The sequence below is a fragment of the Pseudomonas sp. GW822-FHT01E03 genome (assembly GCF_058802985.1).
On record NZ_JBXAOQ010000003.1, the window covers coordinates 151166 to 173423 of the forward strand.

The window sequence follows — 22258 nt, forward strand, 5'->3', positions numbered from 1 at the left end:
GCCTAGGCTTGCGGGCGCAGTCTGCGCACTGTAGGCCAGGTGCGTTTTTGCGCTGAATCTTGCGCCAGGTTTTCAGGCGAAGACTTCGGCATCCTTGAGGAATACAGCGGCCTGGTCCTTTGCCGACAGCTGCGGCGTGCCTTGCAGTTGCCAGTCGATGGCCAGGTCCGGGTCGTCCCAGCGAATACTGCGCTCGGCGGAGGGCGTGTAGTAGTCGGTGGTTTTGTAAAGGAACTCGGCAAACTCGCTCAAGACCACGAACCCGTGGGCGAAACCTTCCGGAACCCAGAGTTGGCGATGATTGTCGGCAGACAGGCGCACAGCGACCCATTTACCGAAGTGCGGTGAGCTGCGACGGATGTCTACGGCGACGTCCAGCACTTCACCGACCGTGACGCGAACCAGTTTTCCCTGGGTATTTTCCAGTTGGTAATGCATACCGCGCAGCACGCCCTTCTGCGAACGGGAGTGGTTGTCTTGAACGAATTCAGTGTCCAGTCCGGTGGCCTCTTTGAAAGCCCTGGCGTTGAAGCTCTCATAGAAGAAACCACGTTCGTCACCAAAGACCTTGGGTTCGAGGATCAGAACACCGGGCAGGTCGGTGGTCACTACATTCATGGCGGCTCTCCAGCATCGTGCGTTTAATGGCCGCCATTCTTGCGCAAAGCGCCGACCGGGGCGAGTGCTCAAGTAAAAATCTACCGGCCTGTTCCAGCCCCTGCAAATGACCATTACCGGTTCCTGGGGGGTTGCGTATCGCCCGAACCAGTGGCGATATAGGCGCCTAATAAAATTTCAGGGGTTGTTGTATGCCGCTCGCCACGTTGATTCATCGCGCCAGTTTGCCCAGCCCGCAGGTGTCTGCGGAGCAAGCGCTAGAGCTGCTGGAAGAATATTACGGGTTCAGCGGCAGGATGCAGGCCCTTGGCAGCCAGCAAGACCTGAACTACCGCGTCGACAGCGAGCGGGGACGTTTCGTCCTGAAAATCTGCCGTGGCGACTACTCGGTACTGGAGCTTCAGGCACAACATGCCGGGCTCAAGCATCTGGGGGAGCACCCCGATGTACAGGTGCCGCGTGTTATCGAGGCGAAAAACGGTGCAGACCTGCTGTCGCTGGACGTGGGTGGCCAGGCGGTGCACGTGCGCTTGCTCGACTACATCGAAGGCCAGCCACTGACGAGCCTCGGCCATTTCAATCCGACGGTGGTGTCCGGCTTCGGTCGCCTGTGCGGTGAAATGGACTTGGCCCTGGCGGATTTCGACCATCCGGGGCTGGTGCGAACCCTGCAATGGGACGCCCGCCATGCCCACGCCTTGATCGCGCATTTGCTGCCGGTGATCAAGGATGAAGCCCAGCGCAAACTGATCGTCGAAGCGTCCGGGCAAGCCGAGCGGCATTTGCAGCCACTGCAGGACAAACTGCCGGTGCAGGCCATTCACATGGACATCACCGATGACAACGTGGTGTGGCAGCGCGATGCGCAGCGCCATTGGCAGCTGCAAGGCGTGATTGATTTCGGCGACCTGGTGCGCACCTGGCGCATCACCGATCTGTCGGTGACCTGTGCCGCGCTGCTGCATCATGGCGAGGGCGATCCGTTCTGCATTTTGCCGGCAATCCAGGCGTATCACGCGGTCAACCCGTTGCAACACGAAGAGCTGCTGGCGTTGTGGCCGCTGATCGTCGCCCGCGCGGCGGTGTTGGTGCTCAGCGGCGAACAGCAGGTCAGCATCGATCCGGGCAATGCCTACAGCCGCGACAACCTTGTCCATGAATGGGAAATCTTCCGTGTAGCCACGTCGGTGCCGTTGGCGCTGATGGAAGCAGCGATCCTCACTGCCGTCGGCCAGAACCTGCCCACCATCGGCAGCGAAGGCTTCGCGCCGCTGTTACCGAGCCTGGTGGGACGTGAGTTCGCCTTGATCGACCTCGGTGTGCTCAGCCCGCATTTCGAGGCCGGGAACTGGGAGCAGGAGGGTGTCGATCAGCGCCTGCTGGATGAAGCGGCCGCGGCACATGGCCTGGCGGCCAGTCGTTACGGGCAATACCGCCTGTCCCACACCCGCCCGGACAGCGCCGCTGAACCGGACACCTGCCCGTTGCACGTCGAGTTGCGTGTGCCTCAGGGCACGGCGGTCGAAGCGCCGTTTGCCGGGGTAGTGCACCAGCCATCGGCGGGCGTGCTGCAACTGGATGGCCCGCAATTGAGTGTACGGCTTTGGGGTGTCACGCCGTCGCTGCACAGCGGCGCGGCCCTGGTCAAAGGCCAGGTGCTGGGTTCGGTCAGCGGGCCATTGATCGTGCAGTTGTGCCGTGGCGCGTCGATCACTGCGCCGTTGTTCTGCACGCCATCGCGCGCCGCCGCCTGGCAGGCGTTGTGCCCGTCACCTGCGGCGCTGCTGGGGCTGGCCTGTGATGCCGAAGCCGAGCTCGACGGAGCGACCTTGCTGGCCCGGCGCGATGCCAGCTTCGCCCGCACACAAAAACACTATTACGTTGATCCACCGCGCATCGAACGCGGCTGGCGCAACCATTTGATCGACATGCAGGGCCGCTCCTACCTCGACATGCTCAACAACGTAGCGGTATTGGGCCACGGCCATCCACGCATGGCGGCAGTCGCCAGCCGCCAGTGGTCGTTGCTCAACACCAACTCGCGCTTCAACTACGCAGCCGTGGCCGAGTTCTCCGAACGTTTGCTGAAGCTGTCCCCTGACGGCATGGACCGCGTGTTCCTGGTCAACAGTGGCAGCGAGGCCAACGACCTGGCGATTCGCCTGGCGTGGGCCTACAGCGGCGGTCGCGACATGCTCAGCGTGCTGGAGGCCTATCACGGCTGGACGGTGGGCGCGGATTCGGTGTCGACCTCGATCGCCGACAACCCCAAGGCCTTGAGTAGCCGCCCGGACTGGGTGCACCCGGTGACCGCGCCAAACACCTATCGCGGTGAGTTCCGTGGCCCAGACAGTGCGCCGGATTATGTGCGCAGCGTCGAACACAACCTGGCGAAAATCGCCGAGCAGAAACGCCAACTGGCCGGTTTCATCTGCGAACCGGTGTACGGCAATGCCGGCGGTATCTCGCTGCCACCAGGTTATTTGAAACAAGTCTATGCCATGGTCCGGGCCAGGGGCGGTGTGTGCATCGCCGACGAAGTGCAGGTCGGCTACGGGCGCATGGGCGATTTCTTCTGGGGCTTCGAAGAGCAGGGCGTTGTGCCGGACATCATCACCATGGCCAAGGGCATGGGCAACGGCCAGCCACTGGGCGCGGTCATCACCCGCCGGGAAATCGCCGAGGCGCTGGAGGCCGAGGGTTATTTCTTCTCTTCCGCCGGCGGCAGCCCGGTCAGTTGCCAGGTCGGCATGGCCGTGCTGGATGTGATGCAAGAGGAAAAACTCTGGGAGAACGCCCAGGTCGTTGGCGGGCACTTCAAGAAGCGCCTCGAAGCGTTGATCGATATTCATCCGTTAGTGGGCGCGGTGCACGGTTCCGGTTTCTATCTGGGCGTCGAGTTGATCCGCAACCGTGAAACCCTGGAGCCGGCCACCGAAGAAACCACCGCACTGTGCGATCGCTTGCGTGAGCTGGGGATCTTCATGCAACCGACCGGCGATTACCTGAACATCCTCAAGATCAAGCCGCCGATGGTCACTTCTCGCCAGAGTGTGGATTTCTTCGTGGACATGCTGTCGAAGGTGCTCGCAGAAGGGCTGTAAACACATCCCCCTGTGGGAGCGAGCTTGCTCGCGATGAGGCCATTCCAGTCACTGATTTTTCGACTGAAAGACCGCTATCGCGAGCAAGTTCGCTCCCACAGGGGGAGAATTTTAGTTCGATTGATATCGGCTTTTAATCGATTGTTTTTGTAACGGTGGATGTAAGGTGCTTTAAAAGCCGATATTTATCGGATATAAAGTCGCCACAGCCCACGGCGTTTACACATACGCTTCCATTTCTGTCAGGTATCAATGTCACTCCGGAGTCCTGAGCCATGACCACGTTGAACAGCACCCCTCGCGCCGACGGCTTCTATATGCCAGCCGAATGGGCACCTCAAACCCAGACCTGGATGATCTGGCCCGAGCGCCCGGACAACTGGCGCCTGGGTGGCAAACCGGCACAAGCCGCTCACGTGGCAGTGGCCAAGGCCATCGCCCGTTTCGAACCGGTGACCGTGGCGGTTTCCGCCGGCCAGTACGAAAACGCCCGTGCCCGTCTGGACGTGCCGAATATTCGTGTGGTGGAAATGTCCAGCGACGACGCCTGGGTTCGCGACTCCGGTCCTACCTTCGTCATCAACAATAGTGGCGAAGTCCGTGGTGTGAACTGGGACTTCAATGCCTGGGGCGGTTTTGACGGCGGCCTGTATTCGCCGTGGAACCGTGACTCGCAGGTTGGTGGCAAGATCCTCGAGATCGAGCGCAGCCCCCGCTATCGCACCGAAGGCTTCGTGCTGGAAGGCGGTTCGATTCACGTCGACGGCGAAGGCACCCTGATCACCACCGAAGAATGCCTGCTCAACCGCAATCGCAACCCGCACATGAATCGAGCGGAAATCGAAGCGGTCCTGAGTGCAAACCTGGCTGTGGATAAGATCATCTGGCTGCCGGATGGCTTGTTCAACGACGAAACCGACGGCCATGTGGATAACTTCTGCTGCTACGTGCGCCCGGGTGAAGTGCTGCTGGCCTGGACCGATGATCCGCAGGACCCGAACTACCCGCGCTGTCAGGCGGCGATGAAAGCGCTGCAAAGCAGCACCGATGCCAAGGGGCGCCCGTTCACGGTGCACAAGATGCCGATCCCGGGTCCGCTGTTTGCGACCGAGGAAGAGTGTGCCGGTGTCGATCCGGTTGATGGTACGCAGGAACGTAATCCTACTGTTCGTCTGGCCGGTTCCTACGTGAACTTCCTGATCGTCAACGGCGGCATCATCGCGCCGAGCTTTGACGACCCGCAGGATGGTCCGGCAAAGGAAATCTTGCAGAACCTGTTCCCACAGCATGAAGTGGTAATGGTGCCTGGTCGCGAACTGTTACTGGGGGGCGGCAATATTCACTGTCTTACCCAGCAACAACCCGCGCCGCACAAGGAGTGAGTGAGGTCGTAACAGCTTGAGTTGATTACGAAATCCCTCAGGCTGTCGATCAGCCTCCCGCAATGCACGGAGCCCGCGGCCCTACAGGCCTGCGGGCTTTTTTGTATCTGCCAGGCCACACTTCAGAAACCTTGGCACAGCTCTTGTATCTCCGCTGTTGTAACTCGGGGGAGGGAGGACTTCTATGTTCTGTCATAAACCTTGGATAAGTTAGCCGCTCACAAACCGGGAGAGAGCGCTGAAATGAACGCCGAAGTGAACGTAGTGAGCGACAAGGCGTTGCATCCCCTGGCAGTAAATAGCGAATCGCTCCAGATCCTGGCGCACTGGTTCAAGTCCAATGGAATGCGTCAGATCAGCGATACTGATCCGCGCCGGACAATGATCGAGCGTTACCCTGCTGGTTTATTCAGCGAAGCGGAACTGGATGCGTTGTGGGATGTGATGGAAGGATAAGAAGAACAACAACGGATTGAACAAAAAAAGCGCTGCCGGGATGGCAGCGTTTTTTTTGCGTGCAGATTCATGCAATCACTACGATCCCCTGTGGGAGAGCTTGCTCGCGATGGCGCCCGGCCAGTCAGCGTTTATATCGACTGACCCACCGCTATCGCGAGCAAGCTCGCTCCCACAAGGGAATAGTGTGAACCAGGTTATTGGTTCACACCGGGATAAGTGGTGTTTAGAAACTGTAGGTGCCCGTCACCACCAGGCTACGCGGTGCCCCCGGCTGGATCTGGAATGCACTGGTTGCCGATTCGTAATACGTCTTGTCGCTGATATTGTTCAGCGCCGCGCGCAAATCCCAATCCTTCTGGCGGAAGCCTGCCAAGGCGTCCCAGCGGCCATAACCCGGCAACACGGTGGTGTTGAGGTTATCGGCATAGCGGTCGCCAACCAAGGTCAAGCCGGTTTCGGCGTACCAGCCCATTTCCGGTTTCCAGGTCAGGAACAGGCTGCCGTTGTGCTTGGCCACGTTGTTGATGCGCTTGCCTTCCAGGCCGTTGTTGTCCTTTTCGATGGTTGCGTCCTGCAGACCCACGCCACCGCGCATGTACCAGTTGCCGGTAATCCTGCCAGCGGCGGTCAGCTCGATCCCGCGAGAGCGTTGCAGCCCTGAAAGCAGGGTAATGGTCGGGTTGTTCGGGTCGCTGGTGCGACGGTTGTAGAGCTCCAGCTCATAGATGGCCAGCGTGGTGCTCAGGCGATCGTCGAGCCAGTCGCTCTTCACCCCGATTTCTTTCTGCCTGGTCCGCTCCGGGCTCAGGTCATTGCTGTTACCTGCCGCGCCCGGGGTGATGCCGATCAAGCCACCGCCGACCGGCGAGAACGTCTTGCTCCAGGAGGCGTAGAAGGAGTGATTTTGCAGCGGCGTCCAGACCACGCCAACGCGAGGGCTGGTGCTATGACTGTCACTGTCTTCGGAAATGTTGCGCACCTTGTTGGTCGACTCGATATCGAACGTGTCGTAACGCAGGCCGGCGAGCAATTGCCATTGATCGTTCAGGCGCAATTGATCCTGTACATACACCGCACGGCTCTCGACCTCGGTGTGGGTGTTGCTCGACACCACCATGCGCCCGGTATGACGCAAATTGCGGTCCGGGTTGTTCAGGTCCAGCGCCGGCACCGGTGAACTGCCCGGGCCGGAAGTGGCGGCGGTGTACAGCAGTGGGTCGCGGCGCTGGCTGCCGATTTCGATGCCGGTGAGCAAGCGGTGCTCCAGGCCGAAGGTATCGAAACCACCTTCCAGCTCGACGTTGTTGTAGACATTGCGAGTGTTCAGGTCCTGCTGCCAGTGCTGGCGCGTAACCTTGTTGGTGGCCGGGACATAGCCGGTCAAGTAAGTATTGTCGAAATCGCTGTCGAGCTTGAAAACACCCAGGGTCTGGCGCAGTTGCCAGTTGTCGCTCAGTTCATACGTGAGTTTCGAGCGCAGGGACTGCGCCTTGTCGTCGATGAAATCGTTTTCGCTGCCGTAGGTCGTATCGCGTCCCACGTCTGCCGGGCGACCGTTTACGCCGGGGATGCCACGATCCGGCGTGCGGTTGTAGCGGCTGTATTCGTACTGCACCAACCAGTTCAGATCGGGGGTCAGCTGCCAGCTCATCGAGGGCGCGAACAACTGGCGATTGCCACTCACACCATCACGAAAGCTGTTCTCGTCCATGTTGCCCATATTCAGGCGCAGGCTGATGTTCTCGGAAGGGTCGGTGCTGAGGTCGGCATAGAGGCTGCGCAAGTCCTCGCTACCGCCCTGGGCTTCAATAGTCGAGCGGCGACCGAACTCAGGCAGTTTGCTCACCCGGTTGACGATGCCGCCCTGGCTGCCACGGCCATACAACACGGCAGCGGGGCCTTTTAACACGTCGATGCGTTCAATGTTGTGCAGGTCGCGAACGTACTGGCTGTCGTCGCGGATGCCATCGAGATAGAAGTCGTTGCTGGCGTCGAAACCGCGGATGCGCAGGCTGTCGAAACGAGTGTCGGCGCCGCTGCTGACGTTGGGGATACCGCTGAGCGCCGTGCCCAAGTCGTTGGTGCCGTAATCCATGACGTTCGAGGTTTTGATCGAGTCGATGGCTTGTGGCACGTAGCGCACCGGTGTCGCGGTCCGGGTTGCTGTACTGGTTTGGGTTACGCGCGGGTCGTCGGCTTCAGCTTCGGCGCTGATCGATGTGGCAGGTAGGGTGGTCGGTGCAGCGTAGGAAAAACCGGCAGACAACAAGGCAGAGAGCCCAAAGCTGTAGGGCGCAAGACGAAAAGGGGCAGGCATTGAAGAGCGCATCCGTAGGATTTTAGATTGAAGCGTGTAGGAGGGCGCGGATAGTAATGCTTGTCATTTACTGTCGTTAGTTGTTATTGAGAATTTATCTCATTTGATTGTTTCTAATTGTGTCGGAATTAATACAAATGCCGACGCATTCATTCGACCGATTCAAGCAACAGACTGAAAGCCAATCCGGCGTTTTTCCGGGGCCGCTGGGGCACTAACCTGCCGACATCGAATTTTCCTGAGTTTCTGTCGGAGCTTTCCCATGATCCTGCATTACATCTACGACCCATTGTGCGGCTGGTGCTACGGCGCCAAACCGCTGGTGCAGGCCGCCCAGGCTGTGCTGCCCGTGATTGCCCACGGCGGCGGCATGATGACGGGGGCCAATCGGCAAAAGGTTTCGCCACAACTGCGCAGTTACGTCATGCCCCATGACCGGCGCATCGCCGAATACAGCGGACAGCCGTTCGGTGAAGACTATTTCGAAGGTTTGTTGCGTGATCACACCGCCGTGTTCGACTCGGCGCCACCCATCGCTGCGGTGCTGGCTGCCGAGCAAATGGGAGGTCGCGGGCTGGAGTTGTTGGGGCGTTTGCAAAGCGCTCACTACGTGGAGGGGCGCCGCATCGCCGACGAATCGGTACTGTTTGAACTGGCCCACGGCATGGGGCTGGACCGTCAAACCTTCGAAAGAGCCTTCAGGGCCGCCGACACCGAAGGCCATATCAGGAACAGCCGGGCGCTTTTGGCCAAGGTCGGTGGGCAGGGCTTTCCAACCCTGGCGCTTGAGCACAATGATCAATTCACCCTGATCGATATCGGGCCGTGGCTGGGCAAACCCCAGGCATTTGCGCAGTGGCTGAGTCAGTCGCTGCCCGATCAGGGATCATCCATTTCCGTAGCAGCCTGCGGCCTCGATGGCTGCAGCAATTGAACATTCCTGCTGCGTAAAGCAATTTCTTAGACGGTTTTCGCCTATTTTTAGAAGATTCATGAAATTGACACATCGTTAAGGGCGCAGCTACGATTCGGCCCAACGCCTGTGGCCAACCGCCACGATCAAAATTATAAAAAGGCCCGCCGCGAGAAATCGTGGGCGGGCCTTTTTGTTTTCGTCATGAAAAAAGAGCGCGATAGCGCCGTTTCGGCCGTTCGGCACAGCGCGTATCAACCGGAAATAAGGAAAAGAACAAAATGTTGAACAAGCGAATCAGCCTGATCGCTCTGGGGATGTTGAGTGCGACACAGGCCATGGCGAACGACCAGGCCGAATCCAAGGGTTTTGTTGAAGACAGCAGCCTCAAAGTGCTGCTGCGCAATGCTTACATCAATCGTGACTACAAAGACGGCAACCCGGATAAATCCGAGTGGGGCCAGGCGGCCATCGGCACGTTCTCGTCCGGCTTCACCCAAGGCACCGTGGGCGTGGGTGTGGACGCTTTCGGGTTATACGCTCTGAACCTGGAGCGCAACGAAGACCGTAGCGGCGCGCAAGGCATCGATTTCTTCAAAAAGGGCGACAGCGGCCAGCCGGCTGACGATCTGTCCAAGGGTGGCGCGGCGATCAAGTTCCGCCTGTCCAGCACCACCCTGACCTACGGCGACCAGATGCCGGCCCTGCCGGTGCTGAATTACGACAATTCGCGCCTGCTGCCGGAAAGCTACACCGGCACCCTGATCACCTCCAAGGAGATCAAAGGCCTGCAACTGGATGCCGGCCGCTTCACCGCCGAATCGCGCAAAAGCGCCGAAGGCCGTGACAGCGGTGGCTTGAAGTCGATCAACGTCTTGGGCGGTAGCTACCAGTTCACCGAGCAATTCAAGGCCGCGCTCTACGCTTCCGACGTCGAAGACGTGCTGAAGAAGCAATACGTGAACGCCAACTACGTGTTCCCGATCGACAAGGACCAGTCCCTGACCCTGGACTTCAACGGCTACCGCACCAAGCTGGAAGACTCCTACGTCCGCGAAAACGGAATCACCGGCGACGACAACAAGATCTGGAGCCTGGCGGCCACCTTCATCACCGGCCCGCACTCGTTCACCCTCGCACACCAGCGCAGCACCGGCGACAGCAACCTGGGCTACGCCTACGGCGGTTACCAGAAAGATCAAGGCCGCATCGGCGACGGTGGCAACACCATCTACCTGGCGAACTCATACTGGTCCGACTTCAACGCCGAAGACGAACGCAGCTGGCAAGTGGGCTACGGCCTGGACTTCAGCACCTTCGGTGTACCGGGCCTGAGCTACAACGTGGCCTATGTGCGCGGTGACAACATCACCACCTCCACCAGCGAAGGCGGCACCGAGCGCGAGATCTTCAACCAGATCAAATACGTCGTCCAAAGCGGCCCGGCCAAAGACCTCAGCGTGAAACTGCGCAGCTCGGTCCTGCGTGTGTCGCAGAAGTCGAGCGAGTACAACGTCAGCGGCAACGAAGTGCGAGTGTTTGTGGATTACCCGATCAACATCTTCTGATGATGGGTTGTGGTCTCGAGGTCTGATGCAAGGCTGAGAAAAAAGAAGAAGCCCCGACTGGTTCGGGGCTTTTTGTGACTAATTGGAATTTTCCAAACGGCTCTTTCAATGGCAATGGCGATGCCCTTCAAGATTGTCGGAAGTCTCTGAGGGAAAAAGAGGATCCACCTGATTTCTCGTGACGATTCAACAGGCTGAAATAGCAGTTGTTACCGTGAGAGATCACCGAATGAAAGCTCCAGGGGTAAAGGAAGCTCCTGATCAGGAAAGCTGGAAGGATCTAGGTTTGCCGGATCTGCGAGACATATCAATACTCTTGGAAACCAAGGTGGTTCGAGAGCTACCAGGGGCCGTTGATGTCTGCTCCGCTCTAAGGCAGGTAGCGCTAGGTTTTGGATTGCATGAAGGGACTGACACGGTGCTGATCGAAACGCCATATTTACCCGTGACGGTTCGGCGTGAGCATCTACGTCACATAGTGGAAAAACGCCCTAACGCCCGAGAGCGTTTCACTGAATTTGCTGTAGATACGCTGAAGAATCCATTAGAAATCTGGCGGGTTTCCTACAGCGATGACTCCTATCGTCTCGCCTTCATTGGCGCATACCACACAAAGTACCAAATGTTGGTAGTAATCCATGTTGACCGTGGGTATGTACTTTGGAACTTCATGAACTGTGACAAAAAGGCGCTGAACAAGCACCGACACGGCGGGTTGGTTTATCAACGTTACCTATTATCCAAACAAAAAAAGCAGCCTGAGTAGGCTGCTTTTTTTGAGAAGCTTGCTTGATATTGTGCTCCCTCAAGCAAGGGAGAAGAGGTCTCACCCGAGCGCTGATTTTCAGGTCATCAACGGGGTTCCTAACGCCGACTATTGCCACCTGAAGGCAGTCGGTTTCGCGCTCTTGGGCAAATTCTCTGTCACAGATGATGTTTGTGTCAACCCGAGCGGTAGCCTTGTGGTGGTGTTGGTCAGATCGGCGAAGTCGCGCACATCGACATCTGACTTTTTTACGATGGGGACCATTACAAAATGGAGAAATTGATCGAAACAACAGGGGGTAATGATTCCTCGGCGGAAATGCGGATAGCTGGTGTGCGCAGTGAAACGGGCTTGCGCAATGCTTGATGCTCAAACCATTCGCAGGAATATCGACTCGGTTGACGAGGTGATCGAGGTTGCTGTGGGAGGTAACAGAAGGGGATATCGAACAAATCAGTTTCAGAAGGACTTGCTGGAGTTTGTTCGCGATATGAATGAGAGCCGCATCAGCTCTATCGCGCGGGGTAAGCCTTAACAAATGCATTCGCGATTCATCGCGAACGTGTCGTCCGCAGCGACATGTCCCGAAGACGTGTCGCAAAAAGTGGAAAATTGCGACACGTAAGTAATTGGATGACAGAAAAAACGGTATAGAGTCCTACAGTACTCATTACACCGCGTAACGAATGAAGTTCCCGCTCCCACCTTTATCCCTTCCAGCAAACTCCATAAATTGAGCTCCAACGCCTCTCCCATCATCCCGACGGGAAGGTCACTGGAGTTTCCCTCATGCCTTTCGTAACCGTACGCATCACCCGCGATGGCGTTACCACTGAGCAGAAAGCTCAGGTGATTGCCGAGATCACTGAAACACTGGAGCGCGTCCTCAACAAACGCCCTGACCTGACCCACATCGTGATCGAAGAAGTCGACACCGATAACTGGGGTTACGCCGGCATCACCACCACCCAGTACCGCAAGCAACTGGCCGAGGCGGAAGGGCAGTCATGACGTCCTCCGTCACCATCGATTTCATCTCCGATGTGGTGTGCCCCTGGTGCGCGCTGGGGGCGACGGCACTGGAGCAGGCGATCGAGAACGTGGCCGGGGAAGTCTCGGTCGAGCTGACCTACAAGCCGTTCGAGTTGAACCCGGACATGCCGGCCGAAGGTGAGCAAGCGGTCGAGCACCTGATGCGCAAGTACGGGAGAACAGCCGACGAAGTCGCTGTCGGCAAGGCCATGCAGATCGCTCGCGGCGAGGCCATCGGCTTCAAGTTCGATCTGGAGAAGCGCACGCATTTTTACAACACCTTCGATGCGCACCGTTTGTTGCTGTGGGCGTTGCAGGAAGGGCGACAAGTCGAGTTGAAGAAGGTGCTGCTACGGGCCTACTTCAGCGAAGGCCAGAACCCGAGCGATCACTCGACGCTGGTGCGTCTGGCGACTGAAGCGGGGCTGGATGCGACAGGGGCGAGAGAGGTGCTGGCGTCCGACGCATTCGCCAGCGAAGTGCGTGAGCTTGAAATGTATTACCGCCAGCACGGCATCAACTCGGTTCCGGCCATGGTGCTGAACGGTCGCCACCTGGTGTCCGGTTCGCAATCGGTCGAGTACTACGAACAGATGTTGAGACAAATGGTGAACGCCCCGGCCGAAGCCTGATTACAGATTTCTACCCCACTTTTAATTGTCAGAGGTCTTCATCATGAGCATTTCGAAAAAAGTCATCGTTATTACCGGCGCATCCCAAGGTCTCGGCGACGGTATGGTCAAAGCCTTTCGTGAACTCGGTTACCGGATCGTCGCCACTTCGCGTTCGATCAAGCCGTCCACCGATCCGGACATTCTCACCGTGGCCGGTGACATCGGCGAGCCGGAAACCGCCCAGCGCGTCATCCGTGAAGCGATCTCCCGTTTCGGTCGCATCGATACCCTGGTCAACAACGCCGGGATCTTCATCGCCAAGCCGTTCACCGCGTATACAGCAGAGGACTACGCCAATGTGTTGTCGGTGAACGTCAATGGCTTCTTCTACATCACCCAGCTCGCCATCGCCGAGATGGAAAAGCAAGGCAGCGGCCACGTCGTCAACATCACCACCAGCCTGGTGGACCACGCCATCGACGGCGTGCCATCGGTGTTGGCTTCACTGACCAAGGGCGGCCTCAACGCAGCAACCAAATCCCTGGCCATCGAATACGCCAAGCGCGGGATCCGGGTGAACGCGGTCAGCCCCGGCATCATCAAGACCCCCATGCATGGCGAAGAAACCCATGCCGCACTGGGCAATCTGCACCCGGTCGGGCACATGGGCGAGATCGATGATATTGCGCAAGCGGTCGTGTATCTGGACGGCGCCAAGTTCGTCACTGGCGAAATCCTGCACGTGGACGGTGGTCAGAGCGCGGGACACTAAAGGCGCGTTTCCAAACCCCGGAAACAACAAAGCCCCTGCATTTCTGCAGGGGCTTTGTTTTGTATGGTGCAGCACCAGGAATCGAACCCGGGAACTACTGATTACAAGAATCAGGCCTTCAATGTGAGAGCACCGCAGGGGTGTGAGTTTCGCCAACACTCGCCCACGACTGGAAAAGCACGGTGAATCAATTCGCCCTCTACGAGGAGCGCTTCACCAGACCGTACATCTAGATTATGATCGCGCTGCCGCCTGACCGTAATCCTCTATACCACGGGCCATTCCCCCGATCGCTACCCGATTCTACCTCGTTTGGCAGCAAATGCCGCGTTGGGCCTCCCGTACTGGCACCAATTATCCCAAGCGTATTGCGAATACTAGAAAAGATGATCTTTATAAAAAATAATAAACTTTTCTCCTGCTTATACTTGCTGGCAGTCATCATAACCATCGGCGTGGTGTACTCACTGGGCTTCCGGGAAGCGGCAAGCCAGATTGCGATCGCGCCCGAGCGCCTGAGAAACTTCACGTTCCCCATCTGGGAGCAACACGCTTTTTCGCAGCACGGTTTCCTCGTCTTCTATTCGATGGAGGACTATGCAAATAAGATCGCGTATTCCAACCACTCCACTGCTTATCTGTTCTACATGTACGCCCTCTATAAAGTGGAAATGTATGTGCAGGCATTACCGATGAGAGTGACAGGGGCTTTCCTGAACATCATTTCATTGGCAGGCGTTACGTTCTTTTTTCTGTCCCGCCTGGTGGAAAAGCGCCTGGCATTCGGTCAGGGCCTGCTGATTCTGTTATCGGTCGTATTCATGGTGTCGATGCCGGGATTCTGGATTTCTTCGGCCAGATTCAACGTCGACAATACGTTCCCATTGATATTTGCGTTCCAGGCGCTGGCTGCGTTCTTGATCTGGAAAAATCGGGAACGATCCGGAGCGGTCATGACAGTGATCGTGTTGTTTGCCGTGTTTTCTCCGATCTCGGCGGCGTTGCTGGGCGCCGCCTTGCTGGTTTGGGCATGCCGCAGCGACGGTCTCGACAGACGGATGTGTCGTCTGGCATTGGTGGCCCTCGTTGCGGCCGTTGCCTTCTATCTGCCGTCCCCACTGATATCGAAGGCACTGGGTTTCACCTCGTCCAACAGCGGCTGGCTGTTTCGCGCTGGTCTGGATGGCGACACCACTTATTTCACCAACATCGTGAAGTCGGTACTTGTTCCGCAGTTCCCGCGGCCATTTCCGACCATTGCCGTGCCGATCCTGTTCCTGGTAGCCCAGTTGGCCTGTTTGCGCATGATCAAACGGCGTGAACCTGCCAGCGTTGCGGCACCGGCGGGGACCTCCCCGTTGGCCGGCGTCAGCATGTTCTACTACCTGCTTTTTTCGCAATACGTGATGACCAGCCTGCTGTGGCCGCAGGCCGTTGCCATTCATCCGTACCTGTATGACTACCTGCTGATGGCACCGGTTTTCGTCGCGATTGTTCTGAATTTTGCGTTCAAGCCTTCACCGGCTGCGTTGCGTTTCTGGGCGCTGGTGCTGTTGTTCTGCATTTCCTTCCATCTCCAGCAGGTCGCGCAGGCAAAATGCCAGGGGTGTTACTACCCGGGCGCCTGGGACGCGAGCATCAAGCAGCCATGAAGACCGTCGCCATTCTTCAGTCGAACTACATACCCTGGAAGGGCTATTTCGACATGATCGCTGCGGTCGATGAGTTCATCCTCTACGACGACATGCAGTTCACCAAGAACGACTGGCGCAATCGCAACCTGATCAAGACGCCGCAAGGCGTCCAGTGGCTCAGCGTGCCTGTCGGGCAAGGCATCAGTCGCCGCATTCGCGATGTCGAGCTGGCCCCTGCCTGGCAGGCCAAGCACTGGAAAACGCTGCAGAGCAACTATCGGCGAGCGCCTTTCTTCGATGAGGTCGCCCAGTGGCTCGAGCCGCTCTATCTGGTGGAGACCCACACGGGGCTGTCGTCGATGAACCGGAAGTTCATGGAAGCGATTTGCCGATACATCGGTATTGAAACCCGCATTACGAATTGCTGGGACTATGTGTCTGCCGGCGACAAAACCCGGACTGCCCGCCTGGTGGACCTTTGTCAGCAGGCCGGTGCGACGCACTACCTGTCGGGGCCGGCGGCAAAGGACTACATCGAAGCGCCGCTGTTCGACGCCGCCGGCATTGCGCTGCAATGGTTCGATTACGCCGGCTTCCCCGAGTATCCGCAACTCTGGGGGGAATTCACCCATGGCGTCACCGTCCTGGATCTGCTGTTCAATTGCGGCAAGGACGCGCGCCGTTACATGAGGCATGTCAAAGCATGAGGCTGTCCATCGTTGCCACGCTTTACCGCTCGGCCAAGTTCGTCGAGGAGTTCCATCTCCGTGCTAGCCAGGCGGCACAACAACTGGTCGGAGACGATTACGAGATCGTACTGGTCAACGACGGCTCGCCCGATTCAAGCCTGGAACTGGCCGTCCAGTTGAGCGAAGCCGATCACCACGTGGTAGTCGTCGATCTCTCGCGCAACTTCGGCCACCACAAGGCCATGATGACGGGCCTGCGACATGCCCGCGGTGAACGTGTCTTCCTGCTCGATAGCGACCTGGAGGAAGATCCGGCATGGTTGCTCTCGTTCAGCGAGCAGATGGAGCGCGAAAAGGCCGATGTGGTCTACGGTGTCCAGCAGCAGCGAAAAGGCAAGCACTTCGAACGCTGGACCGGGCAGGTGTTCTACAAACTCTTCCGTTTCCTCAGCGGACTGGATATGCCCGACAATATCGTCGTCGCCAGGCTGATGTCGCGCCGCTATGTGGATGCGCTGATTCAGCACGACGAACGCGAGTTGTTCATGGCGGGTCTGTGGGTCATCACCGGTTTCGATCAGCGTGCGCAGGCCATCGACAAGCGCAGTCGCGACGAGACGACCTACACGCTGGGAAAGAAAGTGGCACAACTGGTCAATTCGATTACTGCCTTCAGCAGTGCACCGCTGGTGGGAATCTTCGGCGTGGGCTGCGCGATCTTCCTGCTGTCGGCCGCCTACACGAGCTTTCTCGTCGTCAACTGGCTGCTCCTGGCGAACCCACCCAGCGGCTATACGTCGCTGATGGCTTCGATCTGGCTGCTCGGCGGCCTGATCATCGCATTCGTCGGCGTGGTCGGGATTTATCTCGCCAAGATCTATTCCGAAGTCAAGCAGAGACCCTACACTATCGTCCGGCACGTCTACCGTCAGGCTGAGGCGCGGAGCATCGAATGAAAAAACTCATTATTTTTGGTCTCACCGACGCCGCCGAGCTCGCACTCTATTATTTTTCCAACGACTCCGGCTATCAGGTCGAGGCGTTTGCCGTCGATCCCGCCTACATGCCGGCCGACAAGAGCTTCAAGGGATTTCCGGTGGTGGCATTCGATGAAGTCACCCAGATCTACCCGCCAGACCGGTATGTCTTTTTCGTCGCGCTCGGCTATTCCAAGCTCAACCAGATCCGTAAGGAAAAATATCTGGCAGTCAAGGAGCTGGGCTACGAAATGGTCAGCTACATCAGTTCGCGAGCCTCGGTGCTGACAGAGGACATCGGCGAGAACTGCTTCATCCTGGAAGACAATACCGTTCAGCCCTTCGTGCGCATCGGCAACAACGTGACCATGTGGAGCGGCAATCACATCGGACATCATTCGCGTATCGAGGACCACTGTTTCCTGGCCTCGCACATCGTCGTATCCGGCCGTGTGACGATCGGGGAAAGCTGTTTTCTCGGCGTCAACGCGACCCTTCGCGATCACGTCACCATCGGCGAGAAATGCATCATCGGCGCCGGCGCGCTGATTCTTGGAGATGTCGCTGCCGAAGGCGTGTACGTTGGACAAGCCACCGAACGGTCGCGCGTGCCGAGTACCCGCGTCAGGAACATCTGAAGAACCTCATAATTGGCGTGAAGAAATCCCATGTGGAAAAAACTAGGAAAGATATTCTGCGCAGAAGGGCAGAGCGATTGGTTGTATTCTCACGCGATGATTCCCATTGCCGAGCAGGTGGATGGCGACCTGTATCGCATCTATTTCTCATCGCGCGACAAGACTAATCGCGGACACGGCGGCTTCCTCGAGATCGACATGCGGGACCCGACCAAGGTATTGCGCGTCCATCCGGATCCGGTCCTCGAACCGGGCGACCTCGGATGTTTCGACGACAGTGGCGCCTTGCCCAATTCGATCGTCAACGTCGGTGGCCGCAAGCTGCTGTACTACACCGGGATCAACCTGGGCGTGACGGTGAAGATCCGCAACTCCATCGGCCTGGCCGAATGGAACGAGGCCACCCAGCGCTTCGAGAGGCTGTTCCGCGGCCCCGTCATCGACCGCACCCGCGATCTTCCTCACTTTGTCGCCACCCCCGAGGTGCAGTTCGAGGCCGGACGATTCAGGGCTTGGTTCACCTCCTGTGTGCGCTGGGAGCAAGGCCCTTCGGAAGCGAAGCACTTCTATCATCTCGAGTATGCTGAGTCCGCCGACGGGATCGAGTGGGAGCGCAACGGCACGGTTGCCATCGAGTTCCGTGACGAACACGAGTACGCCCTGGGTGTGCCGCGCGTGCTCAAGGATGCGGACATGTACCGGATGTGGTTCTGCTCCCGGGCCACGAAGGACTGCCCCACCTACCGGATCCGCTACGCGACCTCGTCCGATGGCGTGCAATGGACGCGACACGATGAGCAGGTGGGAATCGACGTATCGGAATCGGGTTGGGATTCGGAGATGATCTGTTACCCGTTCGTCTTCGATCATGCCGGTCGACGCTACATGCTTTATAACGGCAACGGCTATGGCAAGACGGGTTTCGGGATTGCTGTCTGGGGAGACGAGTGATTCTAATGCAGCGCTGGCGGCCCGTGATCAGGCCCATTCTCCGTTACGCAGTCGTCGGCGTCGCCTGCAATGCCATCGGTTATGCGGCCTACCTGGCATTGACGTGGCTGGGCATCCCATTCAAGCTGGCCATGAGCTTCCTGTACGTGCTTGGCATCTGCATCAGCTTCCTGGGCAACCGCAACTGGGCGTTCGAGCATCGCGGCAACGTCGTGGGGACGGCATGGCGCTTCGGCCTGGCGCACGCTGCCGGCTACTTGCTCAACCTGGCCTTGCTAACCGTGTTTGTCGACAAGCTGGGATATCCTCATCAGTGGGTCCAGGCCGCTGCCATTTTCGTTGTAGGAGGTTTCTTGTTCGTCGTCTTCAAGCTATTCGTCTTTCGTCATGATCAACCGGATGGGAACCAGGCGTGAAGATCTGTTCTGAATGCGAGACGCCGTACGCCTCGGAGCAATGGACATGCGTCCAGTGTGGACATCAGGTGGCTCGAAAGAACGGTTTTGCCGCGTTTGCGCCAGAACTCGAGGACAAGCAGGAGGGCTTCAAGGCCGACTTCTACGAGACCTACGCGCATCTTGAAAGCGGCCATTTCTGGTTCCGGGCGCGTGGCAGGTTGATTACATGGGCGCTGACGAAATATGCGCCGCGCATGCGTTCATTTCTGGAAATCGGGTGCGGTACCGGCTTCGTTCTGAGTCGGGTCGCCGTGGCGTTTCCGAAGGCCAGATTGCTTGGCAGCGAGATGTTCTCGACCGGGCTGAAGTTTGCCTCCTCTCGCTTGCCCGGTGCGGAGTTCGTGCAGATGGATGCGCGCGATATCCCTTACATCGACGAGTTCGAAGCGATTGGCGCGTTCGATGTCATCGAGCACATCGAGGCGGATACCGTGGTGCTCCAGCAGATGCACCGTGCCCTGAAGCCCGGGGGAATCATGCTGTTGACCGTGCCCCAGCATCAGTGGCTGTGGAGCCAGGTGGATGAATATTCCTGCCACGTGCGGCGCTACGATGCCGCCGACCTGCATCGCAAGGTGGAAGAGGCGGGGTTTTCCGTCGTGCGCAGCACATCGTTCGTCTCGTTACTGCTGCCGGCGATGATGATTTCACGCGGCGCCAAGAAGCAACAGCGGGGCGATACGAGCGAGACCGCCGAATTAGCGGTACCCAAGGCGCTCAATGTGCTGTTTGGTTTCGTGATGTGGCTGGAGTGTTTGCTCATCAAGGTGGGAGTGAGTTTTCCGGTCGGTGCTTCCAGGCTGCTTGTCGTCCGGAAAAAGAGTTGATGCCCCCCGACTTTGCATAACGACGTGAGTCTAGTTCGACCCGATTAAAATTTGCGTGCGAAGGCTCAAATGATGGAAGACAAAACGATCCAGTTCAATCGCCCCTACATGACGGGGAAAGAACTTTATTACATCGCTGAAGCCAAGTTCGGCAATATCCTCGCCGGTGATGGCCCGTTCACCAAGCGGTGCCATGAGTGGATGATCGAACGTACCGGTTCGAGCAAGGCCTTGCTGACCCACTCGTGCACGGCAGCGCTGGAAATGTCCGCGTTGTTGTTGGACATCCAGTCGGGCGACGAGGTCATCATGCCCTCGTTCACGTTCGTTTCCACGGCCAATGCCTTCGTTTTGCGCGGCGGCGTTCCCGTGTTCGTCGATATCCGTCCGGATACCCTGAACCTGGATGAGACGCTGATCGAGGCGGCCATCACGCCGCGCACCAGGGCAATCGTGCCGGTTCATTATGCGGGCGTGAGTTGCGAGATGGATACGATCATGGAGATCGCCCAGCGTCACAACCTGAAAGTGGTCGAGGATGCAGCGCAGGGGGTCATGGCCGCTTACAAGGGGCGGGCTCTGGGCAGTATCGGGGACTTCGGCGCCTTCAGCTTCCATGAGACCAAGAACGTCATTTCGGGCGAGGGCGGCGCATTGCTCGTCAATGATCCTGCGTATGTGTTGCGCGCAGAAATCATCCGCGAAAAAGGCACTGACCGTAGCCGTTTCTTCCGCGGCGAGGTCGACAAATACACTTGGCAGGAAGTCGGGTCGTCATTCCTTCCAGGGGACGTGACTGCCGCGTTTCTCTGGGCGCAGTTGGAAGAGGCCGAACACATCACGCAGGCGCGGCTTGCCATCTGGCAGCGGTATCACGAATTGCTGGCGCCGCTGGAAACCAGCGGGGCGCTGCGCCGTCCTATCGTGCCGGCCGACTGCCAGCACAACGCGCACATGTACTACGTGCTGCTGCCCGCAGACGTGCCGCGACAACCGGTGCTCGATGGCCTCAAGCGAGAGGGAATCAATTCGGTCTTCCATTACGTGCCCCTGCACTCCTCGCCGGCTGGCCAGCGTTACGGTCGTGTCCATGGCGCCATGGACAACACGGTGAACCTCTCGGAGCGCTTGCTGCGACTGCCGCTGTGGGTAGGTATGTCGGTCGAGCAGCAGGAACGTGTGGTGGAAGTCTTGCGGGACGAACTGTGTCGCTGATTCGACAAGCACTCTTGCCGGAGTTCGGCACGATCCCGAGTCCGAGTTTTATCGCAGCAGCTTTCGGCTCGGCGCGTTCTTTGTAGCCCAGGAAGGCCAAGCACTCCGCCAGTGTGCGTGCTTGTCGCGTGGGAAACCGCCTCGGGCAAGTTGCTTTTCGTTCAGTTTGAACAGCAGGGAGGGTGCAGCGAGGTGCCAGTCAAAAAGGCTGCCGCCACCTCCAGTCAACTGAGAAGCTGTGACCAAATCCGGTGTGAAACCCCAGAAACGAAAAAGGCCCACCGTAAGGTGAGCCTAAGTCGTTGTTCTGTATGGTGCCGGCACCAGGAATCGAACCCGGGACCTACTGATTACAAGTCAGTTGCTCTACCATCTGAGCTATACCGGCGTGTCAGGGCGACGATTATAGCGATTGGTTGGCTTCTGTAAACCCCTGAATTTTGACTATTTTTGCGCGGGCTTCAGGTCAGGCTCGCAGCAGGGTTTTCTTGAGTTTCTGGATGGCTTGCCAGGTTCGACTGTTTTGCATCGCGCGCAGCTGTGCTTCAGCCTGTTCGGCGCGTTGCAGGGCGGCGGCGAGTTGGTGTTCGGTGTCGCCGACAGGGTGGCTGAAGTTGTGGCCTTTGCAGAACTGGAACTCGTCCAGGTTGCACGGCGGGATGTCGAAGGCGGGTTTGAGGTTCAGGTGTTCTTCGGCGAGGTAGTAGGTGTTGATGCCGTCGAACAGGATGGAGTGGTAGCCGGCGTCGGTGACGAGGGTTTCCCAGGCCTGGTCGCGGGCCCAGGGGGTTTCGATAAGGATCACCCATGGCCGCCATTGGCTGAAGTCCATGCCGCGCAGGACGGTTTCTTCGTGGCCTTCGACATCGATTTTCAGGAAGTGAATGGCGCGGCCCTGGGCGTGTTCTTCGCAGATGGAGGCCAGGGTGCGGGACTTGATCGTTTGGCTGCGCACGTCCATGCCGGCGTCTCGGTGCAGTTTGGCCATGGCCGGGTCCAGGGTCGAAAGGCCGGTGCCGGCGATGCCGTAGAAGGTCAGTTCGTCAGCACTTTCCCCGGCCGCGCACTGCAGGTTGATGTCTTTGGGGCGTTGCTGGCTCAGGGCTTCGAAATAGTTGGGCATCGGTTCGACGTTGATGCCGGTCCAGCCGTTGTCGTAGAACGCCTTGGTGACGGAGTCATGGGTGGGATCGTTTGCCCCGACGTCGATGTAGAAGCCGTTCTCGACGGTTTTGAGGGCGCGCCACAGGCGTATGTCTTCGAAATTCTGTGCGTAGGAAATGAACGTCACTGGCGCATCCTGTCGGAGGAATGTTCTTGTTCG

Annotated in this window: 20 protein-coding genes and 1 tRNA gene; 17 read left to right on the forward strand and 4 right to left on the reverse strand. The window is 58.2% G+C overall.

Annotated features, from left to right (window positions below):
• Nucleotides 1–72: 72 nt before the first annotated feature.
• Nucleotides 73–618, reverse strand: coding sequence for a dTDP-4-dehydrorhamnose 3,5-epimerase (gene rfbC / locus AC1RP7_RS06790; protein ID WP_493181506.1), 546 nt, complete (start codon nucleotides 616–618; stop codon nucleotides 73–75).
• Between the two features lie 191 nt (nucleotides 619–809).
• Here rfbC and AC1RP7_RS06795 point away from each other — a divergent pair, with 191 nt between their 5' ends.
• The 3 genes from AC1RP7_RS06795 (at nucleotide 810) to AC1RP7_RS06805 (ending at nucleotide 5560) form a co-directional block, all read left to right on the forward strand.
• Nucleotides 810–3722: an aminotransferase gene (locus AC1RP7_RS06795; RefSeq protein WP_493181507.1), complete on the forward strand. Its 2913-nt coding sequence runs from the start codon at nucleotides 810–812 to the stop codon at nucleotides 3720–3722.
• Between the two features lie 275 nt (nucleotides 3723–3997).
• On the forward strand, nucleotides 3998–5104 hold the full coding sequence (aguA, locus tag AC1RP7_RS06800) for an agmatine deiminase (RefSeq protein ID WP_057712442.1): 1107 nt from the start codon (nucleotides 3998–4000) through the stop codon (nucleotides 5102–5104).
• 243 nt (nucleotides 5105–5347) lie between these two features.
• Nucleotides 5348–5560: a hypothetical protein gene (locus tag AC1RP7_RS06805; RefSeq protein WP_057712441.1), complete on the forward strand. Its 213-nt coding sequence runs from the start codon at nucleotides 5348–5350 to the stop codon at nucleotides 5558–5560.
• A 226-nt stretch (nucleotides 5561–5786) separates the two neighbouring features.
• Here AC1RP7_RS06805 and AC1RP7_RS06810 read toward each other — a convergent pair whose 3' ends face one another.
• Complete coding sequence (locus AC1RP7_RS06810; protein ID WP_493181508.1) at nucleotides 5787–7880, reverse strand: TonB-dependent receptor; 2094 nt, start codon at nucleotides 7878–7880, stop codon at nucleotides 5787–5789.
• 262 nt (nucleotides 7881–8142) lie between these two features.
• On the opposite strand from AC1RP7_RS06810, the gene AC1RP7_RS06815 reads away from it, so the two are divergent.
• The 14 genes from AC1RP7_RS06815 to rffA all read left to right on the forward strand — a co-directional run bounded on the left by AC1RP7_RS06815 (nucleotide 8143) and on the right by rffA (nucleotide 20934).
• On the forward strand, nucleotides 8143–8814 hold the full coding sequence (locus AC1RP7_RS06815) for a DsbA family protein (RefSeq protein ID WP_154861236.1): 672 nt from the start codon (nucleotides 8143–8145) through the stop codon (nucleotides 8812–8814).
• Between the two features lie 260 nt (nucleotides 8815–9074).
• Entirely contained in the window at nucleotides 9075–10361 is a 1287-nt protein-coding gene (locus AC1RP7_RS06820) for an OprD family porin (RefSeq protein ID WP_349734759.1), read from the forward strand.
• 178 nt (nucleotides 10362–10539) lie between these two features.
• The gene (locus AC1RP7_RS06825; protein WP_223473864.1) at nucleotides 10540–11127 is read left to right on the forward strand and encodes a PBECR2 nuclease fold domain-containing protein; all 588 of its coding nucleotides are present in this window, start codon (nucleotides 10540–10542) and stop codon (nucleotides 11125–11127) included.
• A 789-nt stretch (nucleotides 11128–11916) separates the two neighbouring features.
• Nucleotides 11917–12138: a tautomerase family protein gene (locus tag AC1RP7_RS06830; RefSeq protein WP_008046542.1), complete on the forward strand. Its 222-nt coding sequence runs from the start codon at nucleotides 11917–11919 to the stop codon at nucleotides 12136–12138.
• Complete coding sequence (locus AC1RP7_RS06835; RefSeq protein ID WP_340312528.1) at nucleotides 12135–12791, forward strand: DsbA family oxidoreductase; 657 nt, start codon at nucleotides 12135–12137, stop codon at nucleotides 12789–12791. Before AC1RP7_RS06830 ends, AC1RP7_RS06835 begins: the two co-directional genes overlap by 4 nt.
• A 43-nt stretch (nucleotides 12792–12834) precedes the next feature.
• The gene (locus AC1RP7_RS06840) at nucleotides 12835–13545 is read left to right on the forward strand and encodes an SDR family NAD(P)-dependent oxidoreductase (RefSeq protein ID WP_057712436.1); all 711 of its coding nucleotides are present in this window, start codon (nucleotides 12835–12837) and stop codon (nucleotides 13543–13545) included.
• A gap of 428 nt (nucleotides 13546–13973) precedes the next feature.
• Complete coding sequence (locus tag AC1RP7_RS06845) at nucleotides 13974–15197, forward strand: hypothetical protein (RefSeq protein WP_493181509.1); 1224 nt, start codon at nucleotides 13974–13976, stop codon at nucleotides 15195–15197.
• Nucleotides 15194–15886 carry a WbqC family protein gene (locus AC1RP7_RS06850; RefSeq protein ID WP_218495321.1) on the forward strand — a complete coding sequence of 231 codons (693 nt, stop codon included), beginning with the start codon at nucleotides 15194–15196 and terminating at the stop codon, nucleotides 15884–15886. The genes AC1RP7_RS06845 and AC1RP7_RS06850 overlap by 4 nt, the downstream gene beginning before the upstream one ends.
• Entirely contained in the window at nucleotides 15883–16824 is a 942-nt protein-coding gene (locus tag AC1RP7_RS06855; RefSeq protein WP_090452563.1) for a glycosyltransferase family 2 protein, read from the forward strand. The genes AC1RP7_RS06850 and AC1RP7_RS06855 overlap by 4 nt, the downstream gene beginning before the upstream one ends.
• A complete protein-coding gene (locus AC1RP7_RS06860) occupies nucleotides 16821–17483 on the forward strand; it encodes an acetyltransferase (RefSeq protein WP_429521798.1) in 663 nt (220 codons plus the stop codon). The genes AC1RP7_RS06855 and AC1RP7_RS06860 overlap by 4 nt, the downstream gene beginning before the upstream one ends.
• A gap of 30 nt (nucleotides 17484–17513) precedes the next feature.
• Nucleotides 17514–18434, forward strand: coding sequence for a glycoside hydrolase family protein (locus AC1RP7_RS06865; protein WP_218495318.1), 921 nt, complete (start codon nucleotides 17514–17516; stop codon nucleotides 18432–18434).
• Nucleotides 18435–18439: 5 nt separating this feature from the next.
• Nucleotides 18440–18850, forward strand: a complete 411-nt coding sequence (locus AC1RP7_RS06870) for a GtrA family protein (protein WP_090452568.1) — start codon at nucleotides 18440–18442, stop codon at nucleotides 18848–18850.
• A 68-nt stretch (nucleotides 18851–18918) separates the two neighbouring features.
• Complete coding sequence (locus AC1RP7_RS06875; RefSeq protein WP_224795443.1) at nucleotides 18919–19719, forward strand: class I SAM-dependent methyltransferase; 801 nt, start codon at nucleotides 18919–18921, stop codon at nucleotides 19717–19719.
• 72 nt (nucleotides 19720–19791) lie between these two features.
• A complete protein-coding gene (rffA, locus tag AC1RP7_RS06880; protein WP_218495542.1) occupies nucleotides 19792–20934 on the forward strand; it encodes a dTDP-4-amino-4,6-dideoxygalactose transaminase in 1143 nt (380 codons plus the stop codon).
• A 312-nt stretch (nucleotides 20935–21246) separates the two neighbouring features.
• Here the strand turns inward: rffA and AC1RP7_RS06885 are convergent.
• A tRNA-Thr gene (locus AC1RP7_RS06885) sits at nucleotides 21247–21322 on the reverse strand.
• A gap of 78 nt (nucleotides 21323–21400) precedes the next feature.
• Nucleotides 21401–22225, reverse strand: a complete 825-nt coding sequence (locus AC1RP7_RS06890) for an FkbM family methyltransferase (RefSeq protein ID WP_493181510.1) — start codon at nucleotides 22223–22225, stop codon at nucleotides 21401–21403.
• Nucleotides 22226–22258 lie beyond the last annotated feature (33 nt).